The sequence below is a fragment of the Pseudonocardia sp. ZF1 genome, from assembly GCF_056835605.1.
In genome coordinates this window covers 396,729-418,709 of sequence record NZ_JAJNBY010000002.1, presented here as the reverse complement: position 1 = coordinate 418,709, position 21,981 = coordinate 396,729, and the positions used below count along the sequence as shown (strand labels likewise).

The window sequence follows — 21,981 nt, the reverse complement described above, 5'->3', positions numbered from 1 at the left end:
CGACCCCGCCGCCATGTGGCGAGCCCTCGCCGAAGACCCCAACGTCCCCAGCACCACGATCCGCTCCCCCGACGGCCAGACGGACTGGAGCCAGCAGCACATGACACTCCCGGCGATGCTGCACGCCGCCGAACCCGACCCGCTCCGCGCCGCCATCGCCACCCTCGTCCACGCCGCCACCGGCGTCGGCTACGACCGGAGGGGTCTGCTGCTGACAGCCGCCCACCAGGTCGCAGCACCCTGAGACTCAGCCAGAGAGCCGTGCCCGTCTCGCAGCGGGCCGACGCGGAGGTCACCGCCTGCCGCCAGCTCACCATGACCCGTCGGCTCTCCGATCTCGTGCTCCGGTACTCGTCCAGGACCACGACCTCTGTGGCCGCGCGCTTGCGCCACACGATGATCGCCGAGACGATGCCGCCGTGCGTGCACTCCTGGTGATCCTCGGGTCCGTCGGCCTGGGCACTGGCGTGCTGTGCGCCGCACTCACCCCGCTCCTGCCCCTCGAATCGTTCACCTCGGCACCGACGTCGCACCGGACGAGCGCCTACGAGTCCACCCTTAGCATCACCTACGACTGGTCCCCTAGCCTCGCGATCCTGCCGGCCTCGGGTCTCATCCTCGGACTCATCATCGGCATCGCTCTCCATGTCGGAGGGTGGCGACTCCGCCGAGCCTGAAGTCCGCTCGTCGCCCTGCCTCGTACTGTCGTCCGGCGACGCTGCCAAGCCGACCAGAGGGTTGCGGCGAACCCGAGGTCGCGGACCCAAATCGGCCCAGGACCGCGGAGTACCAGCCCGTGCCAGCGCTCCAGAACGCCTCAGCCCGAGGGCCGACAGCCCGGTGCTCGCCGCTGATCTCAACAGTGCCGCAGGCCCCGTCTCCGATCTTTCCACGGCGAACATCACCGAGAGACTCTTCGAACTCGACACGTGGGTCTGCCGCCACATTGAGCCCGACGACCCGATCGCATCGGGGCAGCCGGTCACCGACGCGACGACCCGCCACCTGACGCTGGAGACAACCCCGGAGCGGCCCGCTGGTCCGGACGGCCCATTGCCGCCGCGGCATACCCGGAGGACGCTAACGATCATGGCAGTCGACGTCCGCCTCCTCGACGGACCCGCCGAGGGTGTGACCGCTCACTACGGGTACATGTCGATTCCCCTGCCGAGCCTGTACTGGTCGGACGGCCGAACTAGCCGACAGGCCGTCTACCACCGGGTCGAGGACTACCCGGACCCCGACGGCGCCTGGCTCTACCGGGCCGCGGTGCCGCCACCCTGACCGGTGCCGGTCGAGGTATCGGGGACTCAGGTCCGCCATCATCCCTTGTCCACCCACAACGGCACGTACTCGGCGGCCTCCCGGTCGAGGGCCGCTCATGGCGTTCGCCGGCAACTTGGCCGCGCACGACGCCCGGCACCTGGGTCGCGACCTTCGTCCGCGATCGGGCGATCAGCCCTGCCTTTCGCGCCCGTCGTCGCTTTGCTGCGATGCGTACCGTCTCGCAGCGTCCGGACTCGGAAGGGGAGTGCCCATGACCAATGTCGACGAACGGGCCCACGAGGCAGAACGCGCCGAGCAGTATCGCGCCCTCGTCGAGTACGGCTTGACGGCCGGAATCGGGGTGGGCCATTCGCTCGGGATCACCCTCGAGGCGATCGGGGCAGGCCGCGCGGTCTGGACGATGCAGCCGTCGACCCGCGCCGCCGATGCCCACTACTCCGTCGCGGGCGGCGTCCTGGCGACCCTGATGGAGGCGGCGATGGCCAGCGCGGTCCATGCGGCGCTCCCGCCCCGAACGACGTACACGGCGGCCGGACTCTCGATCGCCCTGGTCGGCAAGCTCCGGGTCGACGATCCCGAGGTGTGCTGCGAGGCCCACGTGGTGCACTGCGGCAGCAGAACGGCGACCGCCGACGCCCGGGTCATGACCGCGGACGGCAGGCTGGTGGCTCACGGAGGAGCCTCGTTCCTGGTGTTTCCGGTGCCTCAGGGTTGAGTTCACTGAGGGAGGTGCGAGAGAGGTCACAGGGTCGATCGGCCGCCACCCCGGGTCGAGTTCCGTCAACGTTCACACACCGTTGCACCTCCTCGCTTACGGTCGGATCCTCTAGGCGAGGAGACCCCTTCCATGGAACTGCGACATTTGCACTCCTTCCTCACATTGGCCGAGGAGCTTCATTTCGGCCGTGCCGCCCAACGTCTGCACATGGCCCAACCGTCACTGAGTCAGCAGATTCAGAGGCTCGAACAGAGCCTCGGCACCCAGCTCGTCGCCCGATCGTCGCACGAGGTGCACCTGACTCCCGCGGGCGAAGCCTTCGTGGTCGAGGCCCAGGCCGTGCTCAGCCGAGTGGACCGGGCCAAGGAGACCACCCGCCATGCGGCGGAGGGCCGCGCGGGCACGGTGCGAGTCGGATGCAATCTCCCTGCGGCGCAAGGTGTCCTGCCACGCGTGCTCGCCCGGTTGCGTAGCGAGCTGCCGGATGTGGTGGTGGCCCCCCGGGAGATGTGGACCGGGCCTCAGCTGCGCGCCCTGCAGGCGGGGGACATCGACGTCGCGATGGTGTACGGACCCCCGCCCGACGGGGACTGGGGACACCAGCGCCTGCTGCGCACCCCGCTGGTCGCCCTCGTCGGTGACCGCCACCCGTGGGCGTCGCTCGGCCAGGTGAGCTTCGCCGAGCTGCAGGGCCAACAGTGTCTGCTCTTCCGCCGCGAACGCAGCCCCGCGATGTACGACCTGATCACCCACACCGCCGGCGCCGCGGGCTTCACGCTCGACGTCGTCGACCAGGTCGAGGACCCGGTCGCGACGTCGATCGTGGTGTCGATGCGGAACGTGGTCGGGTTCTGCTCTGCGTCCCGGGCGGCGGCCGTCTGCGCCTCGGCCGTCGGCATCCGGCCCGTCACCGTGGCGCTCGTCGATCCGGTACCGGCGCTTGAGCTGTACGCCGTGTGGCGGTACGACGTGGACAACCCGCTGGTCGAGGAGTTCGTCCGCTGCCTGAAGGCGAGCGCTCCGTTCGGCCAGCCGGGGCGCAGGCCCGCCGCCGCCGTACGCGCTGTCGGAGCCTGAGCTCACCGATTCCACTGTCGAAACTATCGGCCGAGAGCCCATGGCTCTGGCGCGCCGTCGGCCCGAACGGGGTGGGTGACGATCACTGGCGATCGCACCACACTTCCGCCCCGGAGGTCGAGCATGACCGACGCCGCCGCCCCCTCCCGCAACAAGATCATCAGCAATCCCTACATCCACCGCCTGCAACGCAGGCACTTCCTGCTCTTCGACATCGCGCCCATCATCGGCACGGTCGTCGCGCTGGCTCTGTTGCCGTTCCTGCCGTTCGGCGCCACCGAGATCGCCCTGCTCGCCGGCATGTGGCTGGTGTCGGGCCTGGGCATCACGGTCGGGTACCACCGGTTGTTCACCCACCGCACCTTCAAGGCCCCCCCGTTCGTCGAGGCGATGCTCGCGATCACCGGGTCGATGGCGGGTCAGGGCGGTGTGGTCTCCTGGGTGGCCATCCACCGGCGCCACCACGAGTTCAGCGACCGTGACGGGGACCCGCACTCCCCCAACCTCTCCGGCGACGGTCTGCGCGGTGTCCTGCGCGGGCTGGTGCACTCGCACTTCCTCTGGATGCGCCGCCACGAGTACCCGAACATCGCCCACTACGCGCCCGACCTGCTGCGCAACCGCCGCCTGGTGAACGTGAGCAGGCACTACTACTGGTGGTTCGCGCTGGGCGTGGCGGTACCCACGGTGATCGGGGGCCTCGTGCACCTGAGCTGGCAGGGCGCGCTGGCGGGGCTGCTCTGGGGCGGCTTCGTACGGGTCTTCCTGCTCGAGCACATCATCTGGGCCATCAACTCCTTCCTGCACCGTTGGGGCAGCAAGCCCTACGACTCGCGGGAGAACAGCCGCAACGGCGCGGTCTTCTCGCTGCTGACCTTCGGTGAGTCGTGGCACAACAACCACCACGCCTTCCCGAGCTCGCCCAACTTCGGCCTCCAGTGGTACCGCCCGGACCCGGGCTACTGGCTGATCCGTGGGCTCAGCGCGGTCGGGCTCGCGAGTGACCTGAAGAACCCCGCCGCGGAGCAGATCGCCGCGAAGCGGATCCGTACCGACGAGCGGAAGGCCGCCGCATGACCACCACGCCCGCGACCGCCGAGATCCTCACCTGGGCCCAGGAGTACCTCGCCGACCTGCTCGGCTCGGACACGGGCTCGCTGGACCCCGACACGGACTTCGACCAGCTCGGCATCGACTCCGCGCTCGCGGTGTCGATGCTCACCGAGATCGAGGACCGCTTCGGGGTGGACCTCCCGCCCGAGTCGCTGTTCGAGAACCCCACGCTCCGTGCCGTCGCCGATGCCGTGCACGCCCGCCTCGCCACCGCGGCTCCCTCCCCGTCGACGTCGTGACCGGGACGGCGCCGAGCACCGCGTGGTCCGCGGCTGCGGCGATCCAGCACCACTACGACGTCGGCAACGACTTCTACCGGCTCTGGCTGGACCCCGACCTGACCTACTCGTGCGCCATGCCCGAGCAGCGGGACGACGACCTTGTCGCCGCCCAGCAGCGCAAGCTCGACCACCATCTCGACGCGGTCGGCGCGGAGCGCTGCGGACGGCTGCTCGACGTCGGCTGCGGCTGGGGCTCGGTGCTCGACCGGGCCCTGGCCAGGGGGACCGGCCACGCCGTGGGACTCACGTTGTCCCGGGAGCAGGCCGCCCACATCGAGCAGCAGGGTGACGCGCGGCGGGAGGTCCGGCTGGAGAGCTGGACCGACCACGTCCCGACCGCGCGCTACGACGGCATCGTGTCCGTCGGCGCGTTCGAGCACTTCGCTCGGCCGGAGGACGACGACGCCCGCCGGATCGGCCGCTACCGGGACTTCTTCGGCCGCTGCGCGGACTGGCTGACCCCGGGCGGGGTGCTCTCTCTGCAGACGATCGCCTACGGCACGCTCGACCGCCGGGACGCCAGCGCCTTCATCCAGGAGGAGATCTTCCCGGCGGCGGACCTGCCGTCACCGCTGGACGTCGTCACCGCCGCCGAGGGGCTGATGGAGATCCGGTCGTGGCGCAACGACCGGCTGGACTACGCGTGGACCTGCGAGCGGTGGGCCACGAACCTGCGGGCGCACCGCGACGAGGCCGTCGCGCTGGTCGGCCCGGAGGTCGCCGCCCGCTACGAGCGCTACCTGCGGTTCGCGTCCGTCGGCTTCCGGATGGGCAAGGTCGGGCTGCTCCGGATGGTGCTGGCCCCCGTCGGCTCGCCCTGGGCCGGTAGGCGATGAGCGGGGCGGCCACCGCCGCGACGGGCCGCGACGTCGCGACCGTCCGGTTCAACCCGTTCGACGCCGGGTTCCGGACCGATCCCTACCCGCACTACCGGGCGCTGCGCGAGCAGAACCCGGTGCACCGCACGCTCGGGATGTGGGTGCTGACCCGGCACGCGGACGTCACCGCGCTGCTGCGGGACCGCACGACGTCCGTGGCGCTGCTCCCCGAGCTCGGGGAGCGCCAGGCGCAGCGGCTGGTCAAGGCGGACCCGACGCTCGCCACCCCGCCGACGCTCGCGCGCATCGCCCGGCTCGCGCGCACGTCGCTGGTGTTCACCGACGACCCCGCACACGCCCGGCTGCGTGCGCTGGCCGGACCGGTGTTCGGTCCGCGCACGCTCGCCGCGCTGCGCCCGACGGTCCGCGCCGAGGCGGACCGGCTCGTCGACGAGCTGGTCCGGGCGGGCGGTGGCGACGCGGTCACCGAGCTGGCCGCCCCGCTCCCGCTTACGGTGCTGACCGCGGCGCTCGGGCTGCCCGCCGAGCTGCGTCCGCAGATCGCCGACTGGACGCATCGGCTCCGGTTCCTGCTGGAGCCGGGGATGCTCGGCGCCGAGTCCTTCGCGCAGGTCGCAGCGGCGGTCGAGGAGTTCACCGGGGTGCTGCGGGACATCGTCGCGCAGCGGCGGCGGACTCCCGGCGAGGACCTGGTCAGCGTGCTCACCACCGCGCGATCCAGTGGTGAGGGGCTGGACGACGAGGAGCTGGTCTTCGTCGCGATGATGACCTTCATCGCCGGGCTGGAAACCACGACCGCGCTCATCGGGAACGGGCTGCACGCGCTGCTCACCCGTCCCGACCAGGCCACCGTGCTGCGCGCGGAACCCGCCCGGGTCCCGGCCGCGGTGACCGAGCTGTTGCGCTACGACAGCCCGCTGCAGCTGACCAAGCGGCTGACCACCCGCGACACCGAGGTCGGCGGGCACACGATCCCGCAGGGTGCCCAGGTCCTGCTCTGCCTCGGAGCGGCCAACCGCGATCCCGCGGTGTTCGCCGACCCCGACACGCTCGACGTCACCCGCACCGCGACGAGCCACCTCGCCTACGGGCGCGGCATGCACGGGTGCGTCGGGGCCGCGCTGGCGTCCCTGGTCGCGGAGGAGACCCTCGCGGCGCTGTTCCGCGGCACGGTCGAACTGGAGCTCGACGGGCCGGTGGCGTGGCAGGAGCACAGCCAGATCGTGCGCGGCGTGGCCCGGCTCCCCGTGGTCCTGCGATGACGGCGGCGGCGGGGACGACGGGAACCCGGTCCTGGTTGCGGGTCAATGGCCCCGCGGACCCGCGGCTGACGGTGGTGTGCCTGCCCCACGCCGGGGCGGGCGCGACTTCCTTCGCCCGGTGGCAGGCCGCGTTCGACCCCGACGTCCGGCTGGCCCGCGTCCGGCTGCCCGGCCGCGAGGACGCACCCCACGAGGCCCCGCTGCGGCGCGTTCACCAGGCCGTCGACGGACTGCTCCCAGCGGTGTCCGCGCTGGTCGGCGACAGTCCCGTCGCGCTCTACGGGCACAGCATGGGCGCGCTGGTGGCCTACGAGCTCGCGCGGGCGATGGCCGCCGCAGGCACCCCGCCGGTGCGACTGGCCGTGTCCGGGCGGCGGGCGCCGCACCTCCCGCCGCGCCGACCCCCCATCCACCTCCTGCCCGACGACGAGTTCCTCGCGGGCGTCGACGCCATGTCCGCCGCCCCGGTCCGCCGGACCGCGGCCGGGACCCCCTACCTGTTGCGCGTGCTGCGGGCGGACCTGGAGCTCGGCGAGGAGTACGCGCACGCGGCGGACCCGGTGCTCCACGTGCCGCTCACGGCGTTCGGCGGCGTCGAAGATCCCGTCGTCGCGCCGGACGAGATCGCGGCCTGGGCGGACGTGGCCGCGGACGGTGCCGACGTGCGGATCCGCCCGGGTGGGCACTTCTTCCACCACGACTCGCGTGCGGTGATCGCCGCCGCGCTGCAGTCCGGTGCGTGAGCCGCCGGGGCCCCGGGAGCAGCTCCGCGCCCGGGCCCGCGCCACACCGGACCGGCGTGCCGCGGTGTTCCTGGACGACCGTGGCGCCGAGACCGCCGAGCTGACCTACGGCGGGCTGCTCGGCCGCGCCCGGATCCTTGCCGCACGGCTGGGCGAGCACGTGCGGCCGGGCGACCGCGCGCTGCTGGTGTTCGCGCCCGGTCTGGAGTTCCTGGTCGCCTTCTACGGCTGCCTGGAGGCCGGCGTGATCGCCGTGCCGGTGCCTCCGCCGCGGCGGGGCGGAGACCTCCAACGCGGAACGCGGCACGTCCTCGCCGACGCCGAGCCCGCGGTGGTCCTCGCCGACACCGCGACGGCCCGCGGGCTGGTCGACCTCGGTCCCACGGTGCTCACCGTGGGCCTCGAGGAGGCCTTCATCGGCTCTGCCGACTCACTGGACGACGGGCCCGCCGACCCCGCCGCGGTGGCGTTCCTGCAGTACACCTCCGGGTCGACGTCTCTGCCCAAGGGCGTGATGGTGACCCACCGGAACCTCGCCGCGAACCAGCAGATGATCACCCACGGGTTCGGCCAGGACGAGCACTCGCCGATCGTCGGGTGGGCCCCGTTGTTCCACGACCAGGGGCTGATCGGCAACGTCCTGCAGCCCCTCGGGGTGGGCAGCACCGCCGTGCTGATGTCCCCGGCGACGTTCGTTCGCAGGCCGCTGGCCTGGCCGGAGGCCGTCTCCCGGTACCGGGCGCGCAGCAGCGGTGGACCGGACTTCGCCTTCGCGACGGCCGCGGCCGCCGCCGAGCGCCACGGCCTCCCCGAGGGCCTGGACCTGCGGTGCTGGCGGGTCGCGTTCGACGGCGCCGAGCCGGTCCGGGCCTCGACGCTGCGGCGCTTCGCCGCCGCGTTCGCCCCGGCGGGGTTCGCCGCGGAGGCCCTGCACCCCTGCTACGGGCTCGCCGAGGCGACCCTACTGGTCACCGGGAGCAGACCGGGTAGGGCGCCGCGGCTGCTCGACGTCGACCCGGCCGGGCTGGCCGCCGGAAGGGTCGTCCCGACCGCGCCGGCACGGGGGCTGGACTCGGACACGGACCGCTCGACCTGGCCGGGGCTCGAGGATCGCGGGGCGGACGGGCTCGGCCGGAACGGGACCGGGACCGTCCGCACGCTCGTCGGGTCCGGGGAGGTGCCGCCCGGTGCCGGGCTGCGGATCGTCGACCCGGAGTCCGGCCGGGAGTGCCCGGAAGGCATGGTCGGGGAGATCCGGGTGCACGGGCCGCACGTCACCGCCGGGTACTGGCGCCGACCCGATGCCACCGCCGACGCCTACGGGACTGGCCGGGAGCTGCGCACCGGGGACCTGGGCGCGCTGGTCGAGGGCGAGCTCTACGTGGTCGGCCGGCGCAGCGATCTGATCGTCGCGCGCGGGCGCAACCACCATCCGTCGGACATCGAGGCCACGGTCGCCGCGGCGCACCCCGCGCTCGGGCAGGCGGGGCCGGCGACGGTCGCGGCGTTCGGGCTGGCCGACGAGGAGGGCGGCGCGGAGCGGGTGGTCGTGGTCGCGGAGCTGCGACCCGACCGCGAAGGCCCCGACCACACCGTGATCACCACCGCGGTGCGGGCCGCCGTGCTGCGGGAGCACGACGTCGCGCTGGCCGGGGTGGTGCTCACCCGTCGCGGGGTGCTCCCCCGCACGAGCAGCGGGAAGATCCAGCGGCGGGCGGCGCGGGAGATCCACCTCGGCGGAGGGTTCCCGGCCCCACCCCGGTGAGCGCAGGCGACCGCGCGGACCTCGTCGGCCGCGCGGTCGCCCAGCCCGCTCAGAGCCGGACGGGTACGCGCATCCGCCCCCGCACCAGGGTGTTCGGGCTCCAGTCGACCGGCTCGTCGACCGGGGTCAGCCCGGGGAACCGCTCGACGAGCGCGGGCAGCGCCACCGTCGCCTCCATCCGGGCCAGCGCGGCGCCGAGGCAGTGGTGCGCGCCGCGGCCGAGCGCGAGGTGCGACCGCTCCCGCCCGGGCCGGAAGGTCCACGGGTCGGGGAAGGCGGCGGGATCGTGGTTGGCCGCGGTCACCAGCACCTCGACGACGGTGCCCGCGGGCACGTGCGCGCCCTGGAACTCGACGTCCGCCTTCGCTCGGCGGACCGCCCGGGTGACAGGCCCGCACATCCTGAGCAGCTCCTCGACCGCGGCGGGCCAGCCTTCGGGCTCGGCGCGCAGCCGGGCGGCCTCCGCGGGCAGACGCGCCAGTTGCAGGGCACTCCCTGCGAGCAGGTGCATCGTCGTCTCGTACCCGGCGCCGACCAGGAACAACGCGGTGACGACGAGAGCGTCGTGCGTGGTCCCACCCTCGGCGAGCCGGGCGAGCAGGCCCTCCCCGCCGTGCGCACGGATCGCGGTGACCTGCTCGTCGAGCCACCCGCGCAGCGCCGCGACACCCTCCTCCATCTCGACGAACCGCTCCCAGGTGAGCCCGCCGTCGAGCCCCGCGGTGGCGGCGTCGCCCCAGTGCGGCAGCTCGGCGGGGATCTCGCCACCGTGGACGGGCAGCCCCAGCACCTCGGCGATCAGCCGCAGCGGCAGCGGGCGGGCGAAGGCGTCGACGAGATCGACCGTGCCGTCGGGGTCCGCCGTGGCGGGCAGCTCGTCGAGCAGCGCGTCGACGGTCGCCACGCAGTGCTCGCGCCATCCGGCGACCACGCGCGGGGTGAAGGCGCGGGTCAGCAGGCGGCGGTGGTGGGCGTGCGCCTCGCCGTCGAGGGTGACCAGGGACGGCGCGCTGAGCGGCCCGAGCGGCCCCTCGGCGGGGGGGAGCATGCCGAACTCGTCCGAGACGAGCACCTCGCGGGCGACGTCGTAGTGGGCGGTGACCAGCATTCCCGGCGCCGGACCCGGCGCGAAGGGCCGGTGCTCGCGCATCCGGTCCCACGCCGGGCCGGGCCCGGCCTCGGGCTCCGGCGACACGACGAGCTCGGCGGCGGGCACACCCTCGCGGGCCCGCCTGCGGGCCGCGCCGAGCAGGGCGCCGTGGACCACCGCCCACCGGCGGCGCTGGTCGCGGTCGACGGACAGGCCGGGGGGCGGCTCGGTGGCGGGGTGCGGGGCGGCGGTGGGCTGGGTCGGGCTCACGGGTCCAGCGTCACAGGGTGAGGTCCCGGCCCAGCCCGTCGATCGGCAGGGCTGATCGCCCTAGTGGAGGGTGAGTCCCCCGTCGAGCAGCAGGGTCTGGCCGGTGATCCAGCCTGCGTCGTCGGAGAGCACGAACGCCACCGCCGCCGCGACGTCCTCGGGGGTGCCGAGCCGCCCGAGCGGGTAGTCGGCGGTGGCCTCGGCCTCGCGGCCCGCGTAGATCGCCGTCGAGAAGCGGGTCTTGACCAATGCCGGCGCCACGGCGTTGACGCGCACGCCCGGCCCCAGCTCCAGCGCGAGTGTCCGGGTGAGGTGGACGAGCATGAGCTTGCTCGCGCTGTACGCACCGAGCCCCGCGGACGGGGCGAACGCGCCGATCGACGACAGGTTGACCACCGCGCCGCCGTGCTCCCCGAGCCACGCTCGGTGGGCGTGCTGCACCCAGGACAGCGCGGCCAGCACGTTCGCCTCGACCGTCGTGCGCGCGGCCGCCAGGTCCAGGTCGACGAGCGGGCCGAACACCGGGTTGATCCCGGCGGAGTTGACCAGGAGGTCGAGGCTGTCGAAGGTCTCGACGGCCCGGGCCACGGCCGCGGCCCGGTGCTCGTCGTCCGCGGTGTCCCCGGCGACGCCCACCGCGTGCTCAGGGCCGCCCAGCTGGGCGACCGCCTCGGCGAGCGGGCCGGGCTTGCGGCCGGTCACGACCACCCGCGCCCCCTCGGCCACCAGCCGCTGTGCGACCGCGAGGCCGATGCCCCGGCTCGCGCCCGTGACCAGCGCGGTCCGACCCGCGAACCGGGGCTCGGGTCGGTTCACGGGGCCATCACGTGGTCCGCATAGCGGCGGCGCAGGTCGTTCTTGTCGAACTTCCCGGTCGAGGTCTTCGGCACCTCGTCGAGGAAGACGACGTCGTCGGGAACCTGCCAGCGCGGCAGGCACCCGGCGAGGTGGATCAGCACGTCCTCGCGGCTGACCTCGGCGCCGGGCCTGCGCACGACACAGGCCAGGGGCCGCTCGGACCACTTCGGGTGCGGGACGGCGATCACCGCGGCCTCCGCCACCCCCGCCATCCCCATGACGTGGTTCTCCAGCTCCACCGAGGAGATCCACTCGCCCCCCGACTTGACCAGGTCCTTCGTCCGGTCGACCAATGTCACGAAGCCGTGTCCGTCGATCACCGCGACATCCCCGGTGCACAGCCAGCCGTCCGCGGTGAAGCGGCTCGGGTCGCCCTCGCCGTAGTAGGACGCGGCCACCCACGGCCCGGCGACCTGCAGCTCACCACGCGCGACGCCGTCCCACGGCAGCTCCGCCCCGGTGTCCGGGTCGACCAGCCGCAGCTCGACGAGCGAGGCGGGCGAGCCCGCGCGGGACCGTACGAGCGCCTGCTCCTCCTCGGTGGCGCCGTCGTGCACGGTGCGCAGCCGCCCGCTGGTGACCATGGGGCTGCACTCGGTCATCCCCCAGCCCTGGGTGAGCGGCACGCCGAGCGTGGTGCGCCAGGCTTCGGACAGGGAGATCGGCACCGCGGAGCCGCCCGAGAAGACCAGTCGCAGGTTCGGGACGTCCCCCGCGGCGAGCTCGGGGAGCACGCCGGTCCAGATCGTCGGGACCGCCGCGGCGATGGTGACCCGCTGCTCCCGCATCAGGTCGGCGACGTCGCGCGGGGTCGGGCTCGGACCGGTCAGCACCAGCGTGGACCCGGCGAACACGGCCGCGAACGGGTAGCCCCAGGCGTTGGCGTGGAACATCGGGACGACCGGGAGCAGCACGTCCCGCTCCCCCACGCCTGCCGCGTCGGCCACCATCAGCCCGAGCGAGTGCAGCACCGTCGAGCGGTGCGAGTAGAGCACCCCCTTGGGCTTGCCGGTCGTGCCGGAGGTGTGGCACATGGCGGCCGCGCGGTTCTCGTCGTCGACGACGAAACGCCCGGTCACGGGCTCGACGCCGGCGAGCAGGGTGTCGTAGTCGACGATCCGGTCGTCCGCCGGGAGGGGCGTCAGCGAGCCGTCGTCCACGACGACCACCCGCCGCACCGCGGGCAGCCGGTCCACGACGGCCCAGAACTGCGCGAACAGCCCCCGCTCGACGACGACGACCTCGTCCCCGCCGTGCTCGACCACCCCGACCAGCTGGTCGGCGGGCAGCCGGATGTTCAGGGTGTGCAGGATCCGGCCGCTGCACGGCACCGCGAAGTACAGCTCCAGGTGCGCCGGGGCGTTCCAGCAGTAGGTGCCGACCCGGCCGTCCGGCGAGACGCCCAGCGCGTCGAGGGCGGCGGCGAGCCTGCGGACCCGCTGGGCCCACTCCCGGTAGGTCCGGGTGGTCAGGGCGCCGTCGGCGGCACGGGCGACGATGGTCTTGTCCCCGAACAGCTGTTCGGCGCGGTGGAAGACGTGGGGCAGGGCGAGCGGGCGGTCCTGCATCTGGCCGTGCACGGCGGGTGCCTCTCGGTTTCGGGTGGGGTTCAGGCGGGGCTGTGGTTGGTCACCGTGAGCAGCGCGGTGGCGCACAGCTCGGTGCCGTCGTCGACGGTCAGGTCGACGGCAGCCACGGACGTGCGCCTGCCCGGCCGCAGGGTGCGGGCGCGGGCCACGAGGACCGCCCCACGGGCCTCGGTGAGGAACTTGACGGTGAGGTCGGTGGTGATCACGTGGGTGCCGACCGGCAGGTGGGTGGCGGCGGCGGCCGCACCAACGAAGTCCGCCAGGCTCGTGATCGGCCCGGCCTGGAAGGCGCCCGGCGCGTGGGAGTGGTCCTCGCGCCACGGCAGCCTGCCCTCGGCGCCGCCATCGCCGATCACGGTGAAGGTGAACCCGAGGGCGGTGGCGACGGGCAGGGAGAAGACGGCATCGGCGATGTCCTGGCGGAAAGCGGTGCTGGTGGTCATGCGGGAACCTCGTTCCGGTCGGCGGTGATCGTCTCGACGAGTCGGGTGTCGTGGGTGGCGGTGCGGAAGCGTTCGTCGTCGAGCAGGTCGGCGAGCAGCGGGGCGGTCGTCGCGATCCCTCGGCCGCGGACGCGGACCTCGCCCAGCGCCGCGCGCATCCGGGCGATGGCGCCGGGCCGGTCGGGTGCCCACACGACCACCTTGGCCAGCAGCGGGTCGTAGAAGCCGGGGATCCGGTGGCCCGGGTGGACGTGGGTGTCGACGCGCACGAACGGGCCGCCCGGCAGCACGCACTCCTCGAGGAGACCGGGGGTGGGGACGAAGTCCCGGGCGGGGTCCTCGGCGTTGATCCGGCACTCGATCGCGGCGCCTGCGAGCCGGACGTCGGCCTGGGTGAGGCCGAGCGGCGCACCGCCCGCGATCCGCAGCTGGGCCGCGACGAGGTCGATGCCGGTGGCCATCTCGGTGACCGGGTGCTCCACCTGCAGCCGACAGTTGACCTCCATGAAGTGGAAAGCACCGCCGGGCTCGAGCAGGAACTCGACGGTGCCCGCGCCGACGTATCCCGTGTGCCGGGCCAGCGCCGTCGCCGCCTCGCCCAGCCGATGCAGGGTGTCCTCGGCCAGGGCCGGGGCGGGGCACTCCTCGACGAGCTTCTGGTGACGGCGCTGCAGGCTGCAGTCCCGGGTGCCGAGGTGCACGACGGCGCCGTGGGCGTCCGCCAGTACCTGCACCTCGACGTGCCGGGCCGAGTCGAGGTAGTGCTCCACGAACAGCCGGGGGTCGCGGAAGGTCGCCGCCGCGGTCGCGCGGGCGCGGGCCCAGGCCGCGGCGAACGAGTCGGGCTCGCGGACGACGTGCATGCCGCGCCCGCCGCCGCCCGCGACCGCTTTGATGATCACCGGGTAGCCGACCGCGTCGGCGACGGCCCTGGCCTGTGGCTCGCTCCCGAGCTCCTCCCGGCTCCCCGGTAGCAGCGGGAGCCCGGCCGCGGTGGCGGCGGCCCGGGCCCGGGCCTTGTCGCCCAAGGCCTCGATCACGTCCGCGGGCGGCCCCACGAACGTCAGGCCGTGGTCGGCGCAGACCTCGGCGAAGTCCGCGTTCTCGGACAGGAAGCCGTAGCCGGGGTGCACGGCGTCCGCACCACGCAGCCTGGCGGCCTCCACGACCGCCGGGATGTTGAGGTAGCTGGCCGCGGCGGGGCCGGGCCCGATCTGCACCGCCTCGTCCGCCAGCCCGACGGCGAGGGAGTCGCGGTCCGCGGCCGAGTGCGCCACGACGGAGGCCAGGCCCAGCTCACGACAGGCGCGCACGATCCGGACCGCGATCTCGCCGCGGTTGGCGACCAGGACCTTGCGTATCACGGCTCACCCAGCCGCAGGAGGGGCTGCCCGTGCTCGACGGCCTCGCCGTCGGCCACCAGGAACTCCTCGACCCGGCCCCCCAGCGTCGCCTCGACGGGGATCATCAGCTTCATCACCTCGACGATGCCGATCTGGCGGCCGGGCTCGATCACGTCACCCTCGGCCACGAACGGCGGGGAGTCGGGGCCGGGGGCGCGGTAGAACACGCCGACCGCCTCCGAGGTGATGGTCCGGCCGGGCGAGGGCGCGACCGCGGGCGGCTGGAGAGGTGCGGGGCTCGGCGCCGCCAGGCCGGAGAGCTCCAGGCTCACCCCGCCCGCCGCCAGCCGGACCGGTCCGAGCCCGGCCAGCTCGCGGGCGTGTCGGGTGAGGACCTCCAGCACCCGGTCCGCCTCGGCGGCCGTGATCCGCTCGCTCATGCCGTCTCCCGCTCGACCGTGGGCAGGATGCCCGTCTCCGCACCGAACGCCCGGAACCGGGCCCGCCGCCTGCGCACCAGCTCAGCCCCTGGGACCCCGTCCAGCCTGCGCAGACAGGCCGAGACGGCATCGGCGAGGGCGTTCGCCGTCGCCGCCGGGTCGGTGTGCGCGCCACCGGGTGGCTCGGGCACCACGCCGTCGATCACCCCGAGCCGCAGCAGCGACGCGGCGTCGACCTGCAGCGCGGCGGCGGCCCGCGGCGCCTGCGCGGCGTCCTGCCAGAGGATCGAGGCGCAGCCCTCCGGGCTGATCACCGAGTAGACCGCGTCGGAGCAGGCCAGCACCTGGTCGGCGACCGCCAGCGCCAGCGCGCCCCCGCTGCCGCCCTCGCCGGTCACCACCGCGACGACCGGGACGGTGAGCCCCGCCATCGTCGCGATGTTCTCGGCGACGGCCACGGACTGGCCGTGCAGCTCGGCCTCCACGCCCGGGTGCGCGCCCGCGGTGTCCACCAGCGTCACCACGGGCAGCGACAGGGTCTCGGCGAGGCGCATCACGCGGGCGGCCTTGCGGTAGCCCGCGGGCTCGGGCATGCCGAATCGGCGGGCGCTGAGCTCCGTGGCGTCGTGGCCCTTCTGGGTGCCGACCACCGCGACCGCGCGGCCGTGCAGCCGCCCGAGCCCCGCGACGACCGCCGGGTCGTCCGTGCCGCGCCGGTCCCCGTGCAGCTCCACGAAGTCCTCGACGACATGCGCGACGTAGTCCAGCGTGGTGGGGCGACCGATGTCGCGGGCGTGCCGCACCGCCTCCCACGGCTCCCGCCGCGGCAGCTCGCGGACGAGCGTGGTCGGTCCGGTGCGGTCCTCCTCGGCGACCGGGGCACAGGCGAACCCGAGCAGCCTGCCGAGGACCTCACGCAGCTCGGCCCGCGGCACCACCCGGTCGATCATGCCGTGCGCGAGGAGGTGCTCGGCGGTCTGGAAGCCCGCGGGCAGCCGCTCGCGGATCGTCTGCTCGATGACCCGGCGACCGGCGAAGCCCATCCGCGCGCCCGGCTCGGCCACGATCACGTCGCACAGGGTGGCGAAGGACGCGGCGACGCCGCCGTAGGTCGGGTCGGTGACCAGCGAGACGGTGAGCAGGCCCGCCTCGCGCAGTGCGGAGAGCATCTGCGCGGTCTTCGCCATCTGCATGAGGGCGAGGACCCCCTCCTGCATCCGGGCTCCGCCGGACGCGCAGACGATCAGCAGCGGGGTCCGCTCGGCCAGCGCGACCTCCCCGGCCGCGGTGATCGACTCGCCGACCGCGCAGCCGAGGCTGCCGCCGAGGAACCGGAAGTCCATCGCCGCGACGACGACCCGATGCCCGGCGAGCGCGCCGCGGGCGCAGACCACGGCCTCGTCGAGCCCTGTCTTCCGGCGGGCCTCGGCGAGACGCTGCGGGTAGGGCTTGGCGTCGACGAAACCGAGGGGGTCGACGTCGGAGTGGACGGTGGTGAACGGTGCCGCGGTGCCCTCGTCGAGCAGGCTCGCGAGCCGCTCGGGGGCGGTCAGCGCACCGTGCGCGCCGCACTCCGGGCAGACGCGGTCGGTGCGCTGGTACCGCCTGCGGTACAGCAGCGCGCGGCAGCCGGGGCACTGCAGCCAGCCGCGTTCGGGGGTGATGGTCACGGAAGCCTCTCTCGGCGCGGGCCCGCTCATCGGGCGGGGATCATGGGGGCGGCGTCGATCAGGTCGAACAGCCGCGCCGCCCCGGTCGTGGTCGGCACCGGCTCCGGTGTCTGCTCCGGTGACGACTCTGCGGCGACGGGCGCGGCGAGCAGGGCACTGACGTGGTCGGTCAGCTCGCCGACCGTCGGGTGGTCGAACGCGACGGTCGTCGGCAGGTCCAGCTCCGTGGCGGCGAACAGGACGTTGCGCAGCTCGACGGCGGTGAGCGAGTCCAGCCCCAGGTCCACGAACCGAGCACCGGGGTCGATCGCGGCGGCGTCCGGGTGGGCCAGGATCTCCGCCGCGGCGTCCCGGATCAGGGTGAGGACGGCAGCCCGGCGGCCTGCGGCGTCGAGCCCGACGAGCTCGTCCCGCCTGCCCGACTCCACCGCCGCGGCCCGTGGTGCGGGAGCCGTCGCCCCCACAAGCGCACGCAGCACGGCCGGGGTGTCGACCCGGCGTCGCAGCGCCGCGTGGTCGAAGGCGGCGACGACCGGGGCCGGGTCCGCGGCGGCGACCGCCTCGTCCAGCAGGGCCAGCGCCGCGGCCTCCGGCATCGGCAGGATGCCGGAGCGGGCCATGCGGGCGCGGTCGGCGGCGGAGAGGGTGTCCCCCATGCCGCCGCTCTCGTCGGCCCACAGGCCCCAGGCGATCGAGGTCGCCGGGGTGCCCGCTGCCACCCGCCGCACGGCGAGTGCGTCGAGGTAGGCGTTGGCCGCGCCGTACGCGGCCTGGCCCGTGTTGCCGACGGTGCCTGCGAGCGAGGAGAACAGGACCAGGCGCGGGGCGCGGTCGCCCAGCGTCAGCTCATGCAGGTGGGTGGCGGCGTCGACCTTCGCCCGCAGGACCGCCTCGATCCGCTCAGGGGTCAGTGAGGCGACGAGGCCGTCGTCGAGGACGCCCGCGGCGTGCACGACCGTGCCGAGCGACGGGACGGACTCAAGCAGCCCGGCCACGGCGGCACGGTCGGCGACGTCGCAGGCCGCGAGCGTGACCTCCGCTCCCGCGGCCGCCAGCTCCGCGCGCAGCTCCTCGGCCCCCGGCGCAGCGGCGCCCCGCCTGCTGGCGAGGACGAGCCTGCGCACCCCCTTCTCGACGAGGTGGCGGGCCACGACCGCGCCCAGGCCACCGGTGCCGCCGGTGACGAGCACCGCCTGCTCGGGGTCCCACGAGGCGGGTTCGCCTTCAGGCGCCACGGCGAGCGCCGGGGCCAGCGGTGCACCGTCCCGGACGGCGAGCTCCGGCGCACCCGTCCCGAGCAGCGCGCCGACGTCGACGGGATCGAGCCCGGTGCCCTCGGCGGGAAGGTCGACCAGCACGATCCGTCCGGGATGCTCGGCCTGGACGCCGCGGACCAGACCGCGCACCGCGGCGCCGGCGGGGTCCGGCTCCGGGTCGGACCCCGCAGCGCGGACGGCCCCGTAGGTGACCACGACCAGCGTCGTCGGCTCGGGGTGCTCCGCGGCGAGGAACGCCTGCACCAACTCCAGAGCCCGCAGCGTCTCGCGACGGGCGCCCGCCGCGGTGGTGTCCCGGCCGACCTCGACCAGGACGTGCCCGCTCTCGGCACGCGTCTCCCCGTCGGGGACCTGCCGCCAGACGAGCTCGTGCCGGGCCCCGGTGGCCACCGCACCCGGCAGCGCGTCGAGCCGCATCTCGCGGGTGACCAGCGCCTCGATCGTGGCGACCGGCCGCCCGGTCCCGTCCGCGAGGTCCAGCCGGACGGTGTCGTCCCCGGCGACCCGCGCCCGCACCCGCAGCTCCCGTGTGCCGGGCGCGCCGAGGAACCGGACGCCGCGGAAGGCGAAGGGCAGCCGCGGCTCGTCGCCGGTCGGGATCACGAGGGCGGCGCTGTGGAGGGCGGCGTCGAGCAGGGCGGGATGCAGGGCGAACCCGTCCGTGTCGACCTCGCCGGGGAGGGTGACCTCGGTTCCGACCTCGCCCTCGGAGCGCCAGGCGGTGTGCACGCAGCGGAACACCGGCCCGTAGTCCAGGCCGAGATCGCCCAGCAGCGTGTAGATCTGCGCCGCGGGCACGGGCTCGCCGGTGGGCGGCCACTGCAGCTCCAGAGACTCCTTCGCGGAGTCGCCGAGCAGCCCTGTCGCGACAACGGCCCACGGCTCGTCGGGCTGTCGGGCGTGTAGCGTGACCGTGAGGCCGTCCGAACCAGGCTCGGTCACCACCTGCAGCTCCACCCGTCCGTTCGGTGGCACCACGAGCGGCGCCCGCAGCACCAGCTCCTCGACGACCGGGAAACCGGACCGCGCGCCGATCTGGTGGGTGAGCTCGACCAGCGCCGCGCCCGGGACCAGCACGGTCCCGGCGACGGCGTGGTCGGTCAGCCACGGGTGCGTCGCGGCAGACACCCCGCCCAGGTGCACGGCACGTCCCGGCTCGGCCAGCTCGACGACCGTGTCCAGGAACGGGTGGTCCGCGGCGGCGAGACCGGAGCCGGTGGCCCGCGGCGGGTCGGTGGGGGCGAGCCAGTGCCGATCGCGCTGGAACGCGTAGGTGGGCAGCTCGACGGCCCGGACTCCGGCCCCGAAGTCCCAGGTCACCGGCACACCGTGGGCGTGCAGCTCGCCGAGGGCCAGTGCCAGGGCGGCGGGTCCGGAGCGGTCCTTGCGCAACGTCGACACCGCGGCGGGGTCGCCGAGGACGGTGCGCACCATGGCGGTGAGGACGCCGTCCGGTCCCAGCTCGACGAAGGTGTCCCCGCCGGTGGCGCGGACCGCGTCGGCAAACCGGACCGGCCGCCGGACGTGCTCCACCCAGTACTCGGCCGTCGCGGGCTCGTCGCCTGCGGACAGGCCCGTCAGCGCGGAGACGATCGGGATCGTCGGCGCCGCGTACGCCACGCTCTGCGCGACCGCGCGGAACTCGGCCAGCATCGGCTCCATCAGCGGGGAGTGGAAGGCGTGCGACACGGTCAGCTTCCGGACCTTGCGGCCCCAGCCCTCCACCTCGGCGGCGAGCGCGGTGACCGGGCCCTCCGCGCCGGAGAGCACCGCGGCCTCGGGTCCGTTGACGGCGGCGAGGCCTGCCTGCGGCACGCCGTCGAGCAGCGGGAGCAGCTCGTCCTCGCTCGCCTGGACCGCGATCATCACCCCGCCCGCGGGCAGCGCCTGCATCAGCCTGCCGCGGGCGGTGACCAGCCGCGCGGCATCCGCGAGTGAGAACACGCCGGCGACGTGCGCGGCCGCGATCTCGCCGATCGAGTGCCCGGCGAGCGCGGTCGGGTGCACACCGCGAGCCGCGAGCAGCCGGAACAGGGCCACCTGAAGGGCGAACAGGGCGGGCTGGGTGAAGGAGGTCTGGTCGAGCAGGGCCGCCTCGGGGGTACCCGGCTCGGCCCACATCACCTCACGCAGCGGCACGTCCAGGTGCGGGTCGAGCGCCGCGCACACCTCGTCGAGCGCGGCCGTGAAGACCGGGTCGACGAGGTCGCGCCCCATCCCGACCCGCTGGCTGCCCTGCCCGCTGAACAGGAACACCGGCCGGGCGCCGCGCGCGGTGCCGGTGCGGACCTCGCGGGCGGGGCGACCGGCGGCGAGCGCGTCGAGCCCGCTGAGCAGCGCATCCGTTTCCTCGCCGACCACCACGGCCCGGTGGTCGAACGCCGTGCGGGTGTCGACCAGCGAGGACGCCACGTCGACCGGGCGCACCGAGCGAGCGCGCACGAAGGCCGCGAGACGGGCGGCCTGGTCGCGCAGCGCCTGCGGGTCGCGAGCGGAGAGCAGCCAGGGAACGGCCCCGTCGACCGAGTCGTCCATCAGGTCCTCGGCGGCAGGCGCCTCCTCCAGCAGCACGTGCGCGTTCGTCCCGCCGATCCCGAAGCCAGACACCCCGGCCCGGCGGACCCGGTCCACCTCGGGCCACGGCACCGTCTCGGCCACAAGCCGCACGCCGTCCCAGTCCACCTTGGACGACGGCGCGTCCACGTGCAGGGTCGCCGGGAGCACCCCGTGCTCCATCGCCTTGACCATCTTGATCACGCCTGCGACGCCTGCCGCGGCCTGGGTGTGGCCGATGTTGGACTTCAGCGACCCGACGAGCAGCGGCCGGTCCGCAGGCCGGTCGGCGCCGTAGGTCGCCACGAGCGCGCCCGCCTCGATCGGGTCCCCGAGCGGGGTGCCGGTCCCGTGCGCCTCGACCACGTCGACGTCCGCGGGGGTCAGGCAGGCGTCGGCCAGCGCCCGGGTGATCACCCGCTGCTGGGCCGGGCCGTTCGGCGCGGTGAGGCCGTTGCTGGCGCCGTCGTGGTTCACGGCCGAGCCGCGGACCACCGCCAGCACCCGGTGGCCGCGAGCCTGAGCGTCGGACAGCCGCTCCAGCACGATCAGCCCCACGCCCTCGGCCCAGGCCGCCCCGTCCGCCGCCTCGGCGAACGGCTTGCACCGGCCGTCGGGCGCCAGCGCGCGCTGCCTGCTGAACTCGACGAAGGACGACGGCGTGGCCATCACGGCCGCGCCCCCGGCCAACGCGAGGTCGCACTCCCCGCCGCGCAGCGCCGTGGCGGCCAGGTGTAGCGAGACGAGCGAGGCGGAGCACGCCGTGTCCACCGTGACCGATGGTCCGCGCAGGTCCAGCTGGTAGGAGAGCCGTCCACACGCGACGCTGCCCGCGCTGCCGAGCCCTACGTACCCCTCGACGGCGGGTGGGATGGTCCGCAGCCGGGGGCCGTAGTCGTGGTACATCTCGCCCACGAAGACCCCGGTGCTGCTGCCGCGCAGGCCCGCCGGGTCCATCCCGGCGTGCTCGAAGGCCTCCCAGGCGGTCTCCAGCAGCATGCGCTGCTGGGGGTCGATGGCGGCCGCCTCCCGGTTGCTGATCCCGAAGAACGCAGCGTCGAAGCGGTCGACCGGGTCGAGGAAGCCGCCGTGGCGGGTGTAGGAGGTGCCGGCGTGGGTGGGATCGGGGTCGTAGAGGCCCTCGACGTCCCAGCCGCGGTCGGTGGGGAACCCCGTGATCGCGTCGGTGCCCGCGCTGACCAGGTCCCACAGCTCATCCGGGCCGGTCACGCCGCCGGGGAAGCGGCACGCCATCCCGACAATCGCGATCGGCTCGGCCGCCGCCCGCTCGCGGTCGGCGAGCCTGCCGCGGAGCTCGACCAGCTCGGTCGTGGCCTGCTTGAGGTAGTCCCGCAGCTTCTGT

18 protein-coding genes and 1 pseudogene are annotated in these 21,981 nt (G+C 74.5%); 11 read left to right on the top strand and 8 right to left on the bottom strand.

What is annotated here, in order from left to right:
• Positions 1-13: 13 nt before the first annotated feature.
• From ZF1_RS29145 to ZF1_RS29095, 11 genes are all read left to right on the top strand, one after another.
• Complete coding sequence (locus ZF1_RS29145) at positions 14-244, top strand: hypothetical protein (protein ID WP_253066970.1); 231 nt, start codon at positions 14-16, stop codon at positions 242-244.
• Positions 245-419: 175 nt separating this feature from the next.
• On the top strand, positions 420-677 hold the full coding sequence (locus ZF1_RS29140; RefSeq protein ID WP_253066971.1) for a hypothetical protein: 258 nt from the start codon (positions 420-422) through the stop codon (positions 675-677).
• Positions 678-840: 163 nt separating this feature from the next.
• Positions 841-1,284 (top strand): hypothetical protein, encoded by a 444-nt coding sequence (locus ZF1_RS29135; RefSeq protein WP_253066972.1) that lies wholly within the window; start codon positions 841-843, stop codon positions 1,282-1,284.
• Positions 1,285-1,537: 253 nt separating this feature from the next.
• Positions 1,538-2,002 carry a PaaI family thioesterase gene (locus tag ZF1_RS29130; RefSeq protein WP_253066973.1) on the top strand — a complete coding sequence of 155 codons (465 nt, stop codon included), beginning with the start codon at positions 1,538-1,540 and terminating at the stop codon, positions 2,000-2,002.
• 132 nt (positions 2,003-2,134) lie between these two features.
• Positions 2,135-3,082, top strand: a complete 948-nt coding sequence (locus tag ZF1_RS29125) for a LysR family transcriptional regulator (protein WP_253066974.1) — start codon at positions 2,135-2,137, stop codon at positions 3,080-3,082.
• Positions 3,083-3,205: 123 nt separating this feature from the next.
• Positions 3,206-4,159 (top strand): acyl-CoA desaturase, encoded by a 954-nt coding sequence (locus tag ZF1_RS29120; protein ID WP_253066975.1) that lies wholly within the window; start codon positions 3,206-3,208, stop codon positions 4,157-4,159.
• Complete coding sequence (locus tag ZF1_RS29115) at positions 4,156-4,434, top strand: acyl carrier protein (protein ID WP_253066976.1); 279 nt, start codon at positions 4,156-4,158, stop codon at positions 4,432-4,434. Before ZF1_RS29120 ends, ZF1_RS29115 begins: the two co-directional genes overlap by 4 nt.
• On the top strand, positions 4,431-5,312 hold the full coding sequence (locus tag ZF1_RS29110) for a class I SAM-dependent methyltransferase (protein ID WP_482638909.1): 882 nt from the start codon (positions 4,431-4,433) through the stop codon (positions 5,310-5,312). The genes ZF1_RS29115 and ZF1_RS29110 overlap by 4 nt, the downstream gene beginning before the upstream one ends.
• Entirely contained in the window at positions 5,309-6,577 is a 1,269-nt protein-coding gene (locus tag ZF1_RS29105; RefSeq protein ID WP_482638908.1) for a cytochrome P450, read from the top strand. The genes ZF1_RS29110 and ZF1_RS29105 overlap by 4 nt, the downstream gene beginning before the upstream one ends.
• The gene (locus ZF1_RS29100; protein WP_482638907.1) at positions 6,574-7,320 is read left to right on the top strand and encodes a thioesterase II family protein; all 747 of its coding nucleotides are present in this window, start codon (positions 6,574-6,576) and stop codon (positions 7,318-7,320) included. Before ZF1_RS29105 ends, ZF1_RS29100 begins: the two co-directional genes overlap by 4 nt.
• Positions 7,313-9,085, top strand: a complete 1,773-nt coding sequence (locus tag ZF1_RS29095) for a fatty acyl-AMP ligase (protein ID WP_253066980.1) — start codon at positions 7,313-7,315, stop codon at positions 9,083-9,085. The genes ZF1_RS29100 and ZF1_RS29095 overlap by 8 nt, the downstream gene beginning before the upstream one ends.
• 49 nt (positions 9,086-9,134) lie before the next feature.
• On the opposite strand, the gene ZF1_RS29090 is transcribed toward ZF1_RS29095, so the two are convergent.
• The 8 genes and pseudogenes from ZF1_RS29090 to ZF1_RS29055 form a co-directional block, all read right to left on the bottom strand.
• Positions 9,135-10,445, bottom strand: coding sequence for a cytochrome P450 (locus ZF1_RS29090; RefSeq protein ID WP_253066981.1), 1,311 nt, complete (start codon positions 10,443-10,445; stop codon positions 9,135-9,137).
• Positions 10,446-10,505: 60 nt separating this feature from the next.
• On the bottom strand, positions 10,506-11,261 hold the full coding sequence (locus ZF1_RS29085; RefSeq protein WP_253066982.1) for an SDR family oxidoreductase: 756 nt from the start codon (positions 11,259-11,261) through the stop codon (positions 10,506-10,508).
• The gene (locus ZF1_RS29080) at positions 11,258-12,883 is read right to left on the bottom strand and encodes a long-chain fatty acid--CoA ligase (RefSeq protein WP_253066983.1); all 1,626 of its coding nucleotides are present in this window, start codon (positions 12,881-12,883) and stop codon (positions 11,258-11,260) included. The genes ZF1_RS29085 and ZF1_RS29080 overlap by 4 nt, the downstream gene beginning before the upstream one ends.
• A gap of 29 nt (positions 12,884-12,912) precedes the next feature.
• On the bottom strand, positions 12,913-13,335 hold the full coding sequence (locus tag ZF1_RS29075; protein ID WP_253066984.1) for a PaaI family thioesterase: 423 nt from the start codon (positions 13,333-13,335) through the stop codon (positions 12,913-12,915).
• On the bottom strand, positions 13,332-14,699 hold the full coding sequence (locus ZF1_RS29070; RefSeq protein ID WP_253066985.1) for an acetyl-CoA carboxylase biotin carboxylase subunit: 1,368 nt from the start codon (positions 14,697-14,699) through the stop codon (positions 13,332-13,334). Before ZF1_RS29070 ends, ZF1_RS29075 begins: the two co-directional genes overlap by 4 nt.
• A complete protein-coding gene (locus tag ZF1_RS29065) occupies positions 14,696-15,118 on the bottom strand; it encodes an acetyl-CoA carboxylase biotin carboxyl carrier protein (RefSeq protein WP_253066986.1) in 423 nt (140 codons plus the stop codon). Before ZF1_RS29065 ends, ZF1_RS29070 begins: the two co-directional genes overlap by 4 nt.
• A complete protein-coding gene (accD, locus tag ZF1_RS29060) occupies positions 15,115-16,782 on the bottom strand; it encodes an acetyl-CoA carboxylase, carboxyltransferase subunit beta (protein ID WP_253067005.1) in 1,668 nt (555 codons plus the stop codon). The genes ZF1_RS29065 and accD overlap by 4 nt, the downstream gene beginning before the upstream one ends.
• Before the next feature lie 32 nt (positions 16,783-16,814).
• Positions 16,815-21,977, bottom strand: a pseudogene (locus tag ZF1_RS29055) (type I polyketide synthase); the annotation flags it as partial.
• Positions 21,978-21,981 lie beyond the last annotated feature (4 nt).

What these genes read in the sequence shown, in the direction of transcription:
- ZF1_RS29145 (WP_253066970.1), top strand. Translation starts at nt 14, where the DNA reads ATGTGGCGAGCCCTCGCCGAAGACCCCAACGTCCCCAGCACCACGATC.
- ZF1_RS29130 (WP_253066973.1), top strand. Translation starts at nt 1,538, where the DNA reads ATGACCAATGTCGACGAACGGGCCCACGAGGCAGAACGCGCCGAGCAG.
- ZF1_RS29125 (WP_253066974.1), top strand. Translation starts at nt 2,135, where the DNA reads ATGGAACTGCGACATTTGCACTCCTTCCTCACATTGGCCGAGGAGCTT.
- ZF1_RS29120 (WP_253066975.1), top strand. Translation starts at nt 3,206, where the DNA reads ATGACCGACGCCGCCGCCCCCTCCCGCAACAAGATCATCAGCAATCCC.
- ZF1_RS29115 (WP_253066976.1), top strand. Translation starts at nt 4,156, where the DNA reads ATGACCACCACGCCCGCGACCGCCGAGATCCTCACCTGGGCCCAGGAG.
- ZF1_RS29105 (WP_482638908.1), top strand. Translation starts at nt 5,309, where the DNA reads ATGAGCGGGGCGGCCACCGCCGCGACGGGCCGCGACGTCGCGACCGTC.
- ZF1_RS29100 (WP_482638907.1), top strand. Translation starts at nt 6,574, where the DNA reads ATGACGGCGGCGGCGGGGACGACGGGAACCCGGTCCTGGTTGCGGGTC.
- ZF1_RS29075 (WP_253066984.1), bottom strand. Translation starts at nt 13,335, where the DNA reads ATGACCACCAGCACCGCTTTCCGCCAGGACATCGCCGATGCCGTCTTC.
- ZF1_RS29065 (WP_253066986.1), bottom strand. Translation starts at nt 15,118, where the DNA reads ATGAGCGAGCGGATCACGGCCGCCGAGGCGGACCGGGTGCTGGAGGTC.